This window comes from Nocardiopsis sp. NPDC006938, assembly GCF_042869555.1.
Lineage (GTDB): Bacteria > Actinomycetota > Actinomycetes > Streptosporangiales > Streptosporangiaceae > Nocardiopsis.
In genome coordinates, this window is sequence record NZ_JBIAGA010000001.1 from 149,512 (window position 1) to 163,613 (window position 14,102).

Genomic DNA, 14,102 nt, shown 5'->3' on the forward strand with positions numbered 1-14,102 from the left:
GCGACGGCGCGCCCCACCGTCAGGGCCCGATAGTACCGCCTGGGAACGTGATCCCCGGCACACCCCGGCGTGAAATGTGGCCTAGTGCGTCGTATGTGGGTTCATGCGTCGCATGGCCCCTTGGGTACGAGGTCCCGAAACACCTCATTCACGACACACCGGACACGGGCGGACGCGTCAGAGGACGTTGCGGGGGTCCGGAACGGGGGCGAGTCGGCCGTCGCAGTCGGCGTACTCCCAGCGCGGGCCCCGCGCCACGAGGTCGGCGACCGCCCCGACCAGCCGGTCCACGTGCTCCTCGGTGGTGCCCACGCCCAGGCTCGCGCGCACGGCCTGGTCGTGGCCCTCGGGGAGCAGGTGGGTGGTGAGCGGGTGGGCGCAGAAGAGGCCGTCGCGTACCCCGATCCCGTACTCGGCCGACAGCGCCGCCGCCAGCAGGTCGGCGGGCAGTCCGTCGACCACGAACGACACGATGCCGACCCGGGGGTGCTCGGCGTCCCACAGGGACAGCTCGTGCACGCCCGCGATCTCGTCCAGCCCCGCGCGCAGCCTCTCCAGCAGGGCCGCCTCCCGGATGTGCTGGAGGGAAAGCGCCTCGGTCGTGAAGGTGTCGCAGGCCGCCGCCAGGGCCACGGCCCCCAGCACGTTGGGGCTGCCCGCCTCGTGCCGAGCGGGCAGGTCGTTCCACTTCACGTCGTGCTCGGTCACCCGGCGGGTCGCTCCCCCGCCCGCGAGGTAGGGCGCGGCCTCGCCCAACCAGTCGGCGCGACCCGCGAGCACGCCCGAGCCGAAGGGCGCGTAGAGCTTGTGTCCGGACAGCGCCACGTAGTCGGCACCGGTTCCGGAGAGGCTGAAGGGCAGGTGCGGCACGTACTGGGCGGCGTCCACGACCACACGGGCCCCCTCGGCGTGGGCCGCCTCGACCAGTTCCTCCACCGGCCAGATCTCGCCGGTGACGTTGGAGGCGGCGGTGACGCACAGCAGCCGGGGACCCTCGGGGGCCGCGGCGAGCGCGGCTCGGGCCGAGGTGACGGCGGCCTCGGGCGAGGCGGGAAGCGGCAGCCGGACCACCTCGCCCGCGCGCGACGCCGGGTGCTCCCAGGGGAGCAGGCTCGCGTGGTGCTCGGAGGCGAAGACCACCACGGTGCAGCCCTCGGGGGCGGCGCGGGCCAGCAGGTTGACCGCGTCGGTGGTACCGCGCACGAACACGACGGCGTCGGCGGAACCGTGCTCGTCGGCCTCGGTGCGCACGCCCAGGAACCGGGAGACGCTGCGGCGGGCCCGCTCGTAGGCGTCGGTGCTCACCTGCGAGTGGTGTCCGGCGCCCCGGTGGACGCTGGCGTAGTACGGCAGGGCGGTGGCGAGCGCCTCGGCAACGCTGGTCAGGCAGGGGGCGCTGGCGGCGTAGTCGAAGTTGGCGTAGTCGACGCGCTCACCGGTGACCAGGGGGACCCCGTCCTGCGCGGCGACGATCGAGCAGCCGGTGCGGGCCTCGGCGCCACGGGCCGCCGCGCGAGCGGCGGAACGGCTGGAGCGGGTGGAGTCGAACGGGATGACGGTGGTCATGGGGCACCTCTTCGTGGGTCGGGGGACCCACGGGGTGGCCGATGACGGCCGCTCCTCAGGGGTCCGCGCTTGTCTGACACGGTCGTGTCGGGACCTGGTCCTCACCCGGGGCACCCCACCGCGGAAGGAGGGTTGCCGACCAGCTAGCCGGGGCTTGTCGCTGGTACTCGTGACCTGTGCCGAAATGTAACACAGGGTTCCCGAGGCGCGCATCCGCGTGTCCGTGTGCTCTGGACCACCCCCGCCTTGACACCGGAGGTCCCGGCTGGGCCATACTGATCGAGAACTGCCCTCACGTCGCGGGTGTCCGGTTTCCCCCGGCCGCCCTTCAGACGCGAGACTCCAGTCCGTTGGAGTTTTCGCGTGCCCGCAGACAAGAGGTGCATCTTCCGTTGTACGGCGACGACCGTGTTCAGCAGCTTCTCCGCAACCCCAGGGTTGTGCTCATCTCCGGCTACGCCCGTCTTCCCGACTCGGTGGCGAGCCACTCCCAGTACCAGCGGCTCGGTGTCGTGCTCGCGGTGGACTCCGCGGACGGCCGGATCGTGGCCGCGGACACCACCCTGCTGACCGACCTGGCCCGGGACTTCTTCCGCGCCCTGGTCGAGGGCGCCTCGGTGACCGAGGACATCGCGGAGATCGTCCGGCGGGTCCAGACGCGCTACGCGGGCCAGTCCGGCGCCGCGCTCACCACCGCCCTGCGCCGCTGCCTGGAGACCTACTACCAGCTCCGGGACGGCGACCAGCTGCCCGGCGGCTCCGTGGAACCGGACGGCACCGTCCGTCCCGACGGCGAGGAGTGACCCCCCATGAACGAGAACGGCCCCCAGCCCGCCCCCGGCTCCGGGGATGGCGCGCCGCTCCCCCTGGCCGGGGTGCGCGTCGCCGACCTGTCCCGGGTACTCGCCGGGCCCTACGCCACCATGCTCCTCGCGGACATGGGCGCGGAGGTGGTCAAGGTGGAGCAGCCCGGCCGCGGCGACGACACCCGCTCCTGGGGCCCTCCCTACGCGGAACCCACCGAGGAGCACCGTGCGGACCACTCCCCCGGTGAGGCCGCCTACTTCCTGTCCGTGAACCGGAACAAGCGCAGCCTGGCCGTGGACCTGAAGGACCCCGAGGGCCTGACCGCCGTCCGGGAGCTGTGCGCGGCCTCGGACGTGGTCATCCAGAACTTCCGGCCCGGGGTGATCGACCGGCTGGGTCTGGGCTACGAGCGGATCAGCACCCTCAACCCGGCGGTCGTGTACTGCTCGGTGAGCGGGTTCGGGCCCGAGCACGAGCCCTCGACACGACCGGGCTTCGACATCGTCGTGCAGGCGGAGAGCGGGCTGATGGCGACCACCGGCCCCGCCGACGGTCCGGCCAGCAAGGTGGGGGTGGCGCTCACCGACGTCCTGACCGGCCTCAACGCCGCCGTGGGCATCCTCGGCGCGCTCATGAGGGCCCGGCAGACCGGTCGGGGCGAGAACATCAGCGTCTCACTGGTGAACTCGACGCTGTCCAGCCTGGTCAACCTCGCCCAGCAGGCGCTGGTGACCGGCACCGAACCGGCGCGGGTCGGCAACGCTCACACGACCATCGTCCCCTACCAGGTGTTCCCGACCCGGGACGCGGAGGTGGTGATCGCCGCCGGGAACGACGCCCTGTACCAGCGCCTGTGCACCGCTCTCGACCGCCCCGACCTGGGGCGGGACCCCAGGTACGCCACCAACCCGCAACGGGTGGCGCACCGCGACGAACTGGTCGGGGAGCTGTCGGCCACCCTGCGGGAGCGGCCCGCCGAACACTGGATGGGAGTCCTGGTCGAGGCCGGGGTCCCCGCCGGGCGGGTCCGGGGCGTGCTGGACGCCCTGCGCACCGCCGACGCCAGGGGCGACGACGTCCTGCGCACGGTGGAGCACCCCACCGCGGGCCCCCTGGAACAGGTGCGGGCGGGCTTCCGGATGGAACGCACTCCCGTCCCCATGACCGCCCCTCCTCTGCTCGGGCAGCACTCCACGCAGGTCCTGGCCGAACTCGGCCTGGACCCGGACCACGTCACGGCGCTGCTCGCACGCGGCGCCGTCCAGCAGACCGACGTCGGCTGAGCCGGGCCCGCGCCCCGGCACCGACCCCGTACACACAGCACCACGAAGGGACACCCACCATGAGCGACTCCCAGCGCAAGGCCGCCGCCCCCGACCCCCTCGACTTCCTGGCGGTGGACGCCGAACTCTCCGACACCGAGCGCGACATCCGCGACGCCGTCCGGGAGTTCTCCTCCCGGGAACTCCTGCCGCAGGTCGCCGACTGGTTCGAGGCCGGGACCCTGCCCGACCCGCGCGGCCTGGCCAAGGCCTTCGGCGACCTGGGCGTGCTCGGTATGCACCTGGACGGGTACGGGTGCGGCGGGTCCAGCGCGGTCTCCTACGGCCTGGCCTGCCGGGAGCTGGAGGCGGTGGACTCGGGTCTGCGCAGCTTCGTGTCCGTGCAGGGCTCGCTGGCCATGGCCGCGATCCACAAGTTCGGTTCGGAGGAGCAGAAGAACGAGTGGCTGCCGAGGATGGCGGCCGGTGACGCCATCGGCTGCTTCGGCCTGACCGAGCCCGACTCCGGGTCCGACCCGGGCTCCATGCGCACCCGGGCCCGCCGCGACGGCTCCGACTGGGTCCTGAACGGCACCAAGATGTGGATCACCAACGGTTCGGTCGCCGACGTCGCCGTGGTGTGGGCCGCCACCGACGACGGCATCCGCGGCTTCGTGGTGCCCACCGACACCCCCGGGTTCTCGGCCAACGTCATCCACAAGAAGCTGTCGCTGCGCGCCTCGATCACCTCCGAGCTGGTCCTGGAGGACGTGCGCCTGCCCACCGACGCCGTCATGCCCGGGTCCCGGGGGCTCGGCTCTCCGCTGTCCTGTCTGAACGAGGCCCGCTACGGGATCGTGTGGGGCGTGGCGGGCGCGGCCCGCGCCTGCTACGAGGCGTCCCTGGACTACGCGCGCACGCGTGAGCAGTTCGGCAGGCCGATCGGCGGGTTCCAGCTCACCCAGCGCAAGCTCGCCGACATGGTCGTGGACGTCAACCACGCCGGGATGACGGCGCTGCGGATCGGACGGCTCAAGGACGAGGGGAACTGCCACCACAACCACGTGAGCTTCGGCAAGTTCGCCAACGTCGCGGCGGCCCAGCGGGTGGCGCGGACGGCGCGCGGCATCCACGGTGCGAACGGGATCACCCTGGAGTACCCCGTGATGCGGCACATGGTGAACCTGGAGACGGTGGCCACCTACGAGGGCACCGAGGAGATCCACGCGCTGAGCATCGGTCAGTCCGTGACCGGCGTCTCGGCGTTCCGCTAGGACGGGCCGGTTCGCCCGGGTGCCATCGGCGGCCGGCAACCCTCACAATGGGAACATCCGAACGAGGGAGTTGCCGAAGATGGTGAACGAACCGACGAAGCGGTTCGAGATGACGAAACTGCGGCGCACCGCCAACGCCTTCGTCAGCGGGTTCGTCAAGTACGGGGCCTGCCCGCCCGAGCTGCACCTGCTCACCACGCGTGGGCGCACCTCCGGCTTCCTGCGCACCATCCCGCTCATCGTCCTGGACAGTGAGAGCGGCCGCTACCTGGTCTCCCCGTACGGGGAGGTCGACTGGGTGCGCAACCTCCGCAAGGACGGTTTCGCGACCCTGCGCCAGGGCGGCTGGATCGAGCTGGTGAGCGTGGTGGAGCTGGGCCCGGGCGAGGCGGCGCCGGTGCTCAAGGAGTACCTGGACCACCCGCGTTCCGCGGTGGTGGGACCGTATTTCGACGCCCCTCCGGAGGCGCCGGAGGAGGCGTTCGAGGCCGAGGCCGACCGGCACCCGGTCTTTCGGATCGTGCGGTCCACGACGATCCGGCTGTAGCCCCGCGCCGGTGAGGCGCACGGAGCCCCGGTTCCCCTGGTCGGGGGCCGGGGCTCCGTCGCGGGTCAGCGCGCGGGGCGGGTCAGGGCCGTGCCCCGGTCGGCCACCGCGTAGTCGACGGTGGCGTAGGTCCGGGCCGGGGTGGGGTAGGACTCGTTGGGGGTGGTGTTGATGTAGACCCGGTCCCCGCCGCGCCTGGCGGTCAGGGCGCACGCGGTGAGGGCGAGCGCGACGGCCAGGCCCCGGCGCCGGTGCGCGGGCACCACCCCGAGGGGTTCGATCTCCGAGCAGCGGTTCTCGGCGTCCCACCACACCACGCAGCAGGCGGCCAGTGAACCGTCCGGGGCCTCCACTACCAGGTCGAGTTCGGGGTCGTACAGCAGGGAGGCGCGGGTGTTGTCGTAGCGTTCGCGGCTGAACCGGCTGTTCAGCGCGGGGTCGAACTCGCGTCCGGGCCAGGGCAGGTCGGAGGGCTTCCAGGCGGCGCGGTGGCACTCCACCCGGGCGTCCTCCTCGCCCTCGCGCACGGGGCGGATCAGGTAGCCGTCGGGCAGGCGGATCTCCTCCTCTGTGGCGGCGCGGCCCATCCACTCGCCGAAGACGTTGGCGTCGCCGAGGGTGAACCCGGCGGCCTCGGCCAGGTCGCGGAGCACGGGGTCGCCCTCGAACACCAGGAGCTCCAGGGCGGCGTCGCCGGTCCGCTCCAGGACGCGCTCCAGCAGGGCGGCCCCGGCGCCGGGGTCGTCGGAGGCGCCCACGAGCGAGATCGTCGCCAGGCGCTGAAGGACGTTGGGGCCCTCGACGACGGCCCAACCGGCCAGAGCGCCGTCGCGTTCGGCCACGATGGTGTTGTCGGCGGTGAAGTCCTCGATGGCCAGCTGCCAGCCGAGCCCGCCCGGGTGCGGGGCCGCGGGCCACAGGCGCCGGGCCAGCTCCTCCAGGGGACGCGCGTCCCGGGACAGGAACGGGCGGATGTCGAGCATGATGGGGGGCTGCCTTCCGTCGGTGCGGTGCCAGGCGCACACGCTAGCGCCGGGAACCGCACCGCATCCACCGGTTTTCGGGCCCGGTCGGCCCGCTCGGGGAGGCCGGTCAGTTGCGGACGCGGAAGACGTCGTAGACCCCGTCCACTCCGCGCACCGCGCGCAGCACGCTGCCCAGGTGGGTGGGGTCGGCCATCTCGAAGGTGAAGCGGCTCTGCGCCACCCGGTCCCGGCTGGTCTGCACCGTCGCGGACAGGATGTTGACGTGCTGGTCGGAGAGCACCCGGGTGATGTCGGACAGCAGCCGAGAGCGGTCCAGGGCCTCCACGTGCAGCGCCACCAGGAACATGGAGTCCTCGGTGGGACGCCACTCCACGTCCACCATGCGCTCGCGGTCCAGGCTGGCGGCGTTGACGCAGTCAGCGCGGTGCACCGAGACCCCGTTGCCCCGGGTCACGAACCCGACGATCTCGTCGCCGGGCACCGGCGTACAACACTTGGACAGCCGGGCCCACACGTCGGCGTCGCCCCCGGCCACCACCACGCCAGGGTTGCCCGCCCGCTGGCGGGTGCCGCCCGTGCGGGTCGGCAGCGACGACTCCGCCAGGTCCTCGGTGTGGCTGTCCAGCCCGCCCATCGACTCCACGAGCTTGCCGACCACGCTCTGGGCGCTGACCTGGCGCTCGCCCACCGCCGCGTACAGCGAGTCGACGTCCGGATACCTCAGGTCGCGGGCGAGGGCGATGATGGCCTCGCCGTTGAACAGGCGTTTGACCGGCAGCTCCTGCTTGCGCATGAACTTGGCGATCTCGTCCTTGCCCTGCTCGATCGCGGCCTCACGGCGCTCCTTGGTGAACCAGTGCCGGATCTTGTTGCGGGCGCGGGCGCTCTTGACGAAGTTGAGCCAGTCGCGGCTGGGCCCGGCGTCGGGGTCCTTGGAGGTGAGGATCTCCACGGTCTCGCCGTTGTGCAGCTCGTTCTCCAGCGGCACGAGGCGGCCGTTGATCCGGGCGCCCACGGTGCGGTGGCCGACCTCGGTGTGCACGGCGTACGCGAAGTCGACGGCCGTGGCCCCCTGTGGAAGCGAGATGACGTCGCCGCCGGGGGTGAAGACGAACACCTCCTGCACGGACAGGTCGAAGCGCAGCGACTCCAGGAACTCGCCCGGGTCCTTGGTCTCCTGCTGCCAGTCGATGAGCTGGCGCAGCCACTGCATGTCGGTGCTGCCCTTGGACCTGGCCTCGGTCCCGGCCGAGTTGCGGTCCTCCTTGTACTTCCAGTGCGCGGCGATGCCGTACTCGGCGCGGCGGTGCATGGCCCGGGTGCGGATCTGGAGTTCGACCGGGTTGCCGGAGGGGCCGATGACCGTCGTGTGCAGCGACTGGTACATGTTGAACTTGGGCATCGCGATGTAGTCCTTGAACCGGCCCGGCACCGGGTTCCACCGCGCGTGGATCGTGCCCAGGGCCGCGTAGCAGTCCCGGACGCTGTCCACCAGGACCCGTACCGCGATCAGGTCGTAGATCTCGTCGAAGCCCACGTTGCGGGCGATCATCTTCTGGTAGATCGAGTAGTAGTGCTTGGGCCGTCCGCGCACGGTCGCCTTGAGCTTGGACTCGCGCAGGTCGGCCGAGACCGCCTCGATGACCTCCTGGAGGTACACGTCGCGACGGGGGGCCCGCTCGGAGACGAGTCGGGCGATCTCGTCGAACCGTTTGGGATACAGGGTGGCGAACGCGAGGTCCTCCAGCTCCCACTTGATGGTGTTCATGCCCAGGCGGTGGGCGAGCGGGGCGAAGATCTCCAGCGTCTCGCGCGCCTTCTTCTCCCGCTTGGCCCGGGCCGGGAGGTAACGCAGGGTACGCATGTTGTGGAGGCGGTCGCACAGCTTGATGACCAGCACGCGGATGTCGCGGGCCATCGCCACGACCATCTTGCGGACCGTCTCGGCCTGGGTGGCCTCGCCGTACTTGACCTTGTCGAGCTTGGTGACCCCGTCGACCAGCTCGGCGATCTCGTCGCCGAAGTCCGCGCGGAGCTCGTCGAGGGAGTAGTCGGTGTCCTCGACGGTGTCGTGCAGGAGCGCGGCGGCCAGGGTGGCCTCCTGCATGCCGAGCTCGGCGAGGATGGTGGCGACGGCGAGCGGGTGCGTGATGTAGGGGTCGCCGCTCTTGCGCTTCTGGTGGCGATGATGGTGGGCCGCGACCTCGTAGGCCCGTTCGATCAGCCGCACGTCCACCTTGGGATGGGTGGCGCGCACGGTCTTGATCAGTGGTTCGAGCACCGGGTTCATCGTCACTCCCCGCTGGGCCCCGAGTCGGGCGAGCCTTCGGCGTACTCGCACGGTGGAGGGTGTGGTGGCGGCCGCCGCCCCGGGGGCTCCCGGCCCCGAGACGTCGGAGGGCGCCGCGTCCCGCGCGGCGCCCTCCGGGCGGTCCTTCCGTGGTCTGTCGGCGGTCTGCGCACCGCGCTCGTCCGCGTGCTCCGCGCGCGCGGCGGGTTCCTGGGGGGTGGCGGCCGTGGGCGCCTCGGGGGTCCGGCGGCCCGGCCCCTGCTCGGACACCGCCCCGGTCGAGACCACTTCGCTTGGCATGCCTACCTCCCGCGGTTCCTCCCGGTGGAGCCGACGTCGCCGTCCGGCTCGCCTCCGGTGCACGTGCGTGTCATCAGGGCCAGTCGTTGACGCGGCCGCCGCGGTCCCCTCTCCCGCCAGTCTAGTGGGACCGCCCCCACCTGCGCGGGGAGCGGTCCGGCCCCTGCTGTCCGGGCACCGGCCCGCGGGTACGCCCGGTGACACGGACCACCAGGAACGTCACACCGAGTGCCGGAGTACGTCAACAAGGACGGGTGCTCGAGCTATTCCCCCGAAAGGGCGACAGCCGGGCAGGGTCGGCCTCAGACCGAAAGGAGGGTGCGCGGCTCCACGTCGGGCATCTTCTCCCGTCCCCGCAGCGCGGAGAGCTCCATCAGGACGGAGAATCCCACGACCGTACCACCCGCCTTGCGGACCAGGTCCACCGCGGCCCTGCCGGTCCCGCCGGTGGCGAGGACGTCGTCGACGACGAGCACACGGCCGCCCGGGGTGATCGCGTCGGCGTGAATCTCGACGGTCGCGGTGCCGTACTCCAGATCATAGGCCTGGTCGATGGTGTCCGAGGGCAGTTTCCCCGCTTTGCGCGCCGGAACGAATCCCGCGCCGAGCGCCATCGCGACGGGCGCGCCGAAGATGAACCCGCGCGCCTCCAGGCCGACGACGTGGTCGACGCCGCTGTCGGCGTAGGGCGCGGCCAGCGCGCGCACCGTCGCGGCGAACGCTTCCGGGTGGTTGAGCAGGGGCGTGATGTCCTTGAACAGGATGCCCGGGTGCGGGAAGTCGGGGACGTCGCGGATGTGCGCCTCGATCAGGGCGAGGTCGGCGGCGTCCGGGACGTCCGGGGTCGCGGTGTGGGACATGGTGGGGCGGGGCCTTCTGTCGTGGGTCCGGTCGGGCGGCGGCCCAGACCGGCGCGGGTCGGTGGCCGGAAAACAGCGGTACCGGCCCCCCGGTGGGGGCCGGTACGGAGTCTGTGCTGAGCCGGGGCGCGCGACGGCGCCCGGCCCGGTTAACCCTTGGGCTTGTCGTCGTCGCCGAAGTCGGGACGGTCCTCGACGGGAGTGTCGTCGGCGGCGGGCGTGATGACCTCGCCGACACCGGCCTTCAGCATCCTGATCCGGGTGCCGGGGGAGATCTCCAGCAGCACGTCCTGGTCGTGGACCTCCACCACCGTGGCGAAGATACCCGCCTTGGTCATGACCTCCACACCGGGGACCAGCGAGCTCTGCATCTGCGTCTCCTGCTGGCGGCGCTTCTGGTTCGGGCGCCAGAAGAGGAGCCAGAAGACCAGGAGGATCAGCACGAACGGGAGCATCATGCTGAAGATGCTGCCCTCCTGCTGGGCCGCGTCGGCGAGAGTGTAAATGCCCTGCACGGGGGCGTCCTTCCTGACGTTTCCTGTGGCCGACGTCTGTCGGCTCCGACACCGCGACGACCACCTTCTCGGGCCGACCGACCTCGGCGGCCGGAGTCGTCCCGACGCGTACAACGCGCAGGAGGGCCAACTCGTTCCGCCGGTGTCCGACGACACCACACGGGGCGCTCGCCCCGTCCTGGCTGGTTCACCCCAGTTTACGTGGCGCCGGTCACCGGCGGCCCACCGCCCGGGGTCGGAGCGCTAACGGTTCGGACCCGGTTCGCGCACACGCCAGGTCAGGGGCCCGCGGTGCCCTGGACGGCGGTGCCGGAGCCGTTGGCGGCGGGCGCGGCCGCGCCGAAGGCGGCGTCGGGGGGCGGGGTGAGCCCCATGTGCGCCCAGGCCATCGGGGTGGCCACCCGGCCGCGAGGGGTGCGGGCGAGGAACCCGGAGCGGACGAGGAAGGGTTCGGCGACCACCTCCACGGTCTCGGCCTCCTCCCCCACGGACACCGCGAGCGTGGACAGACCGACGGGGCCGCCCCGGAAGCGGTTCATGAGCACGTCCAGGATGGCCCGGTCCAGGCGGTCCAGGCCCAGGGCGTCCACCTCGTAGAGTTCCAGCGCCGCCCTGGCGTTGTCCAGGGTGAGGCGGCCGCCGCCGCGTACCTCGGCGTAGTCGCGCACGCGCCGCAGGAGGCGGTTGGCGATCCGGGGCGTGCCGCGCGAGCGTCCGGCGATCTCCGCGGCGGCGTCGCCCTCCAGCGGGGCGCCGAGGAGCCCGGCCGAGCGGTGCAGGATCAGCTCCAGTTCGCCGGGCTCGTAGAAGTCCATGTGCGCGGTGAAGCCGAAGCGGTCGCGCAGCGGCGCCGGGAGCATACCCGCCCGCGTGGTCGCCCCGACCAGGGTGAACGGGGCGATGTCGAGGGGGATAGCGGTGGCGCCGGGGCCCTTGCCGACCACGACGTCCACCCTGAAGTCCTCCATGGCGACGTAGAGCATCTCCTCCGCGGGCCGGGCCATGCGGTGGATCTCGTCCAGGAAGAGGACCTCTCCCTCCTGGAGCGTGGACAGCACGGCGGCGAGGTCGCCGGAGCGTTCGATCGCCGGGCCCGAGGTGATGCGCAGCGGCGCGCCGAGTTCGGCGGCGATGATCATGGCCAGGGTGGTCTTGCCCAGGCCCGGGCCGCCGGACATGAGGATGTGGTCCGGTGCCCGGCCCCGGCGCTGGGCGCTGTGCAGGACCAGGGAGAGCTGTTCGCGCACCCGGTGCTGGCCGACGAACTCGTCCAGGTTCTTCGGGCGCAGCGCTCCCTCGATCTGGTGCTCCTCGACGTCTGCCTCGGGCGAGACGGCGTCACGCTCGTACACGGGTGTTCTCCCTTCCGGTTCCGGTGGCGGCTAGGCGCGGCTGAGCCTGCGCAGGGCACTGCGCAGCAGGACGGCGACGTCGTTGGTGTCCTCGGCCTCGGCGGCGACGGCCGAGGCCGCGGCCTCGGCGTCCTTGGCCGACCATCCGAGGTTGACCAGACCGGAGACGACCTGTCCGCGCCAGGCGCCGTTGGGGACGGCGCCCGCGGCGGTGTCGACGGGGGGCAGGGTGCCGTCGGTCGTGACCGGGGCGTCGAGCTTGCCGCGCAGTTCGAGGACGATGCGCTGGGCGCCCTTCTTGCCGATGCCCGGAACGCGGGTCAGCGCGGCCGTGTCCTCGGTGGCCACGGCCTGGCGGAGGCTGTCGGGACTGTGCACGGCGAGCATGGCCAGGGCGATCCGGGGCCCGATACCCGAGGCGGTCTGGACCTGTTCGAAGAGGGTGCGCTCGTCGTCGTCGGCGAAACCGAAGAGGGTGAGGGAGTCCTCGCGTACGACGAGGCTGGTGGCGACGGTGCCCTCCTCCCCCACGTGGAGCCGGGAGAGGGCCGCGGGGGTGCACCGCACGGTCATGCCGACCCCGCCGACGTCGATGACGGCGCTGGTCGCGCCGCGTGCGGCCACCCGGCCGGTGAGGAACGCGATCATCTGGTGTGGACACCGGGAGGGGTGCCCGTCTCCTTCCTGGGGGCGGCTTGCTGGGGGCGGTGGGGTCGCGCGAGCCCGACCGCGCGGCGGTGTCAGCGGCCGCGTGCGCGGCGGGCCAGTTCCACCTTGCGGGCGAAGTCCTGTTGGGCCTGGGCGACCCGGGCCTGGGCCCCGCCGCGCCAGATGTGGCAGATGGCCAGGGCCACGGCGTCCGCGGCGTCGGCCGGTTTCGGCGGCCCGTCGAGTCCGAGGATACGCGCGACCATACCGCCGACCTGCTTCTTGTCGGCGCGGCCGCTGCCGGTGATGGCGGCCTTGGCCTCGCTGGGCGTGTGGGTGGCCACGGGCAGGCCGCGCCGGGCGGCGCAGACCAGGGCGATACCGCTGGCCTGGGCGGTTCCCATGACGGTGCTGAGGTTGTGCTGGGCGAAGACGCGTTCGACGGCGACGGCGTCGGGTTCGTAGGTGTCCAGCCACTGCTCGATGCCGCGCTCGACCTCGACCAGGCGTTGCGGGAGCGGCGTGTCGGGGCCGGTGCGGATCGCGTCGGCGGCCAGCAGGCGCAGCGGGCGGCCGATGGCTCCCTCCACGGCGCCGACGCCGCAGCGGGTCAGCCCCGGGTCGATCCCCAGCACGCGCACGTCGCCACCCGGTCCTTCGTCTCGTCGTCCAGCGGCCGCCGGTCTCGAACGCCCGTTCGCACCATGCTAGCGGCGGGCACCGACGGATCGGCCGCCGTGCGCGGCGTGTCGGGCCCGCGCGGGTCTCGGGGGTGGACGCGAAGCCCGCACGGTGCTATGTTGATCTCAGATCGAGAAAAACTCACAATGAGAACAACTTGGGAGGCGCGGTGTCCGAGGGGATCGACGGACCGGCCGACACGCCACACGGCCGGGAGCACGACGCCGACGACGAGCGCAGGTTCCTCGCCGGGTACGACCCGCACGCGTTCGCCCCCGTCGCCGTGACGGTCGACGTGGTGGCGCTCACCATCCGCGACACGGTCCCCCACGTCCTGCTCGGCCGACGCGGCCAGCAGCCCCAGAACGGACGGTGGGCCCTGCCCGGCGGGTTCGTCAGGGCCCAGGACGGACCGAACGGACCGGCCGACCCCGACCTGCCCGACGCCGCCCTGCGCGTGCTCACGGAGAAGACCCCCCTGCCCGCCGAACTCCACCTGGAGCAGCTCGGCACCTACGGGGCGATCGACCGCGACCCTCGTATGCGGGTGGTCTCGGTGGCGTACATGGTGCTCGCGCCCGACCTGCCCGACCCGCGCACCGGCCGCGACACCACCGAGGCCGCGTGGGTGCCGTGGACCGCGCTCGGCCACGGGGACGGGGCCCGGGAACGGTACGAACTCGCGTTCGACCACGCCCGCGTACTCGGCGACGCGATCGAACGCGCCCGCTCCAAGCTGGAGTACACCTCCCTGGCCACGGCCTTCCTTCCGGGCACGTTCACCGTCTCCGCCCTGCGCGGTGTGTACGAGGCGGTCTGGGGGCGCACCCTGCACGCCGCCAACTTCCACCGCAAGATCCAGGCCACCCCGGGGTTCGTGGAGGACACCGGCGCACTGGCCGAGCGCGGCGGCGCGGGGGGCGGGCGGCGGGCCCGGCTGTACCGGGCGGGCGGCGCGGCCCTGCTGCACCCGCCGCTGTTGCGCGGGGCCCCGTGAGAGGACCCCTGGGGCAC

At 72.5% G+C, this 14,102-nt stretch carries 13 protein-coding genes and 1 riboswitch; of the genes, 5 read left to right on the forward strand and 8 right to left on the reverse strand.

Annotated elements, in window-relative coordinates:
* Positions 1 to 177: 177 nt before the first annotated feature.
* Positions 178 to 1,566 carry an aminotransferase class V-fold PLP-dependent enzyme gene (locus ACFYL4_RS00680; protein ID WP_387515376.1) on the reverse strand — a complete coding sequence of 463 codons (1,389 nt, stop codon included), beginning with the start codon at positions 1,564 to 1,566 and terminating at the stop codon, positions 178 to 180.
* 60 nt (positions 1,567 to 1,626) lie between these two features.
* A riboswitch (SAM riboswitch) is annotated at positions 1,627 to 1,741 on the reverse strand.
* Between the two features lie 217 nt (positions 1,742 to 1,958).
* On the opposite strand from ACFYL4_RS00680, the gene ACFYL4_RS00685 reads away from it, so the two are divergent.
* The 4 genes from ACFYL4_RS00685 (at position 1,959) to ACFYL4_RS00700 (ending at position 5,456) form a co-directional block, all read left to right on the forward strand.
* Complete coding sequence (locus ACFYL4_RS00685) at positions 1,959 to 2,369, forward strand: DUF3870 domain-containing protein (RefSeq protein ID WP_357757156.1); 411 nt, start codon at positions 1,959 to 1,961, stop codon at positions 2,367 to 2,369.
* A 6-nt stretch (positions 2,370 to 2,375) separates the two neighbouring features.
* Positions 2,376 to 3,656 (forward strand): CaiB/BaiF CoA transferase family protein, encoded by a 1,281-nt coding sequence (locus ACFYL4_RS00690; RefSeq protein ID WP_387515378.1) that lies wholly within the window; start codon positions 2,376 to 2,378, stop codon positions 3,654 to 3,656.
* Positions 3,657 to 3,715: 59 nt separating this feature from the next.
* On the forward strand, positions 3,716 to 4,909 hold the full coding sequence (locus ACFYL4_RS00695) for an acyl-CoA dehydrogenase family protein (protein ID WP_387515380.1): 1,194 nt from the start codon (positions 3,716 to 3,718) through the stop codon (positions 4,907 to 4,909).
* A 79-nt stretch (positions 4,910 to 4,988) separates the two neighbouring features.
* Positions 4,989 to 5,456: a nitroreductase/quinone reductase family protein gene (locus ACFYL4_RS00700; RefSeq protein ID WP_357757164.1), complete on the forward strand. Its 468-nt coding sequence runs from the start codon at positions 4,989 to 4,991 to the stop codon at positions 5,454 to 5,456.
* Positions 5,457 to 5,521: 65 nt separating this feature from the next.
* On the opposite strand, the gene ACFYL4_RS00705 is transcribed toward ACFYL4_RS00700, so the two are convergent.
* The 7 genes from ACFYL4_RS00705 to ruvC form a co-directional block, all read right to left on the reverse strand.
* On the reverse strand, positions 5,522 to 6,439 hold the full coding sequence (locus ACFYL4_RS00705) for a GNAT family N-acetyltransferase (protein WP_387515382.1): 918 nt from the start codon (positions 6,437 to 6,439) through the stop codon (positions 5,522 to 5,524).
* A 109-nt stretch (positions 6,440 to 6,548) separates the two neighbouring features.
* On the reverse strand, positions 6,549 to 8,732 hold the full coding sequence (locus tag ACFYL4_RS00710; protein ID WP_387515951.1) for a RelA/SpoT family protein: 2,184 nt from the start codon (positions 8,730 to 8,732) through the stop codon (positions 6,549 to 6,551).
* 602 nt (positions 8,733 to 9,334) lie between these two features.
* The gene (locus ACFYL4_RS00715; protein ID WP_357757170.1) at positions 9,335 to 9,892 is read right to left on the reverse strand and encodes an adenine phosphoribosyltransferase; all 558 of its coding nucleotides are present in this window, start codon (positions 9,890 to 9,892) and stop codon (positions 9,335 to 9,337) included.
* Between the two features lie 149 nt (positions 9,893 to 10,041).
* Positions 10,042 to 10,407, reverse strand: a complete 366-nt coding sequence (gene yajC, locus ACFYL4_RS00720; protein WP_357757172.1) for a preprotein translocase subunit YajC — start codon at positions 10,405 to 10,407, stop codon at positions 10,042 to 10,044.
* Positions 10,408 to 10,685: 278 nt separating this feature from the next.
* On the reverse strand, positions 10,686 to 11,759 hold the full coding sequence (gene ruvB / locus ACFYL4_RS00725) for a Holliday junction branch migration DNA helicase RuvB (protein WP_387515385.1): 1,074 nt from the start codon (positions 11,757 to 11,759) through the stop codon (positions 10,686 to 10,688).
* Between the two features lie 30 nt (positions 11,760 to 11,789).
* Complete coding sequence (gene ruvA / locus ACFYL4_RS00730) at positions 11,790 to 12,407, reverse strand: Holliday junction branch migration protein RuvA (RefSeq protein WP_387515387.1); 618 nt, start codon at positions 12,405 to 12,407, stop codon at positions 11,790 to 11,792.
* A gap of 92 nt (positions 12,408 to 12,499) precedes the next feature.
* Positions 12,500 to 13,048, reverse strand: coding sequence for a crossover junction endodeoxyribonuclease RuvC (gene ruvC / locus ACFYL4_RS00735; RefSeq protein ID WP_357757180.1), 549 nt, complete (start codon positions 13,046 to 13,048; stop codon positions 12,500 to 12,502).
* 209 nt (positions 13,049 to 13,257) lie between these two features.
* Here ruvC and ACFYL4_RS00740 point away from each other — a divergent pair, with 209 nt between their 5' ends.
* Complete coding sequence (locus ACFYL4_RS00740; protein ID WP_387515390.1) at positions 13,258 to 14,085, forward strand: NUDIX domain-containing protein; 828 nt, start codon at positions 13,258 to 13,260, stop codon at positions 14,083 to 14,085.
* The last annotated feature ends 17 nt before the right edge of the window (positions 14,086 to 14,102 follow it).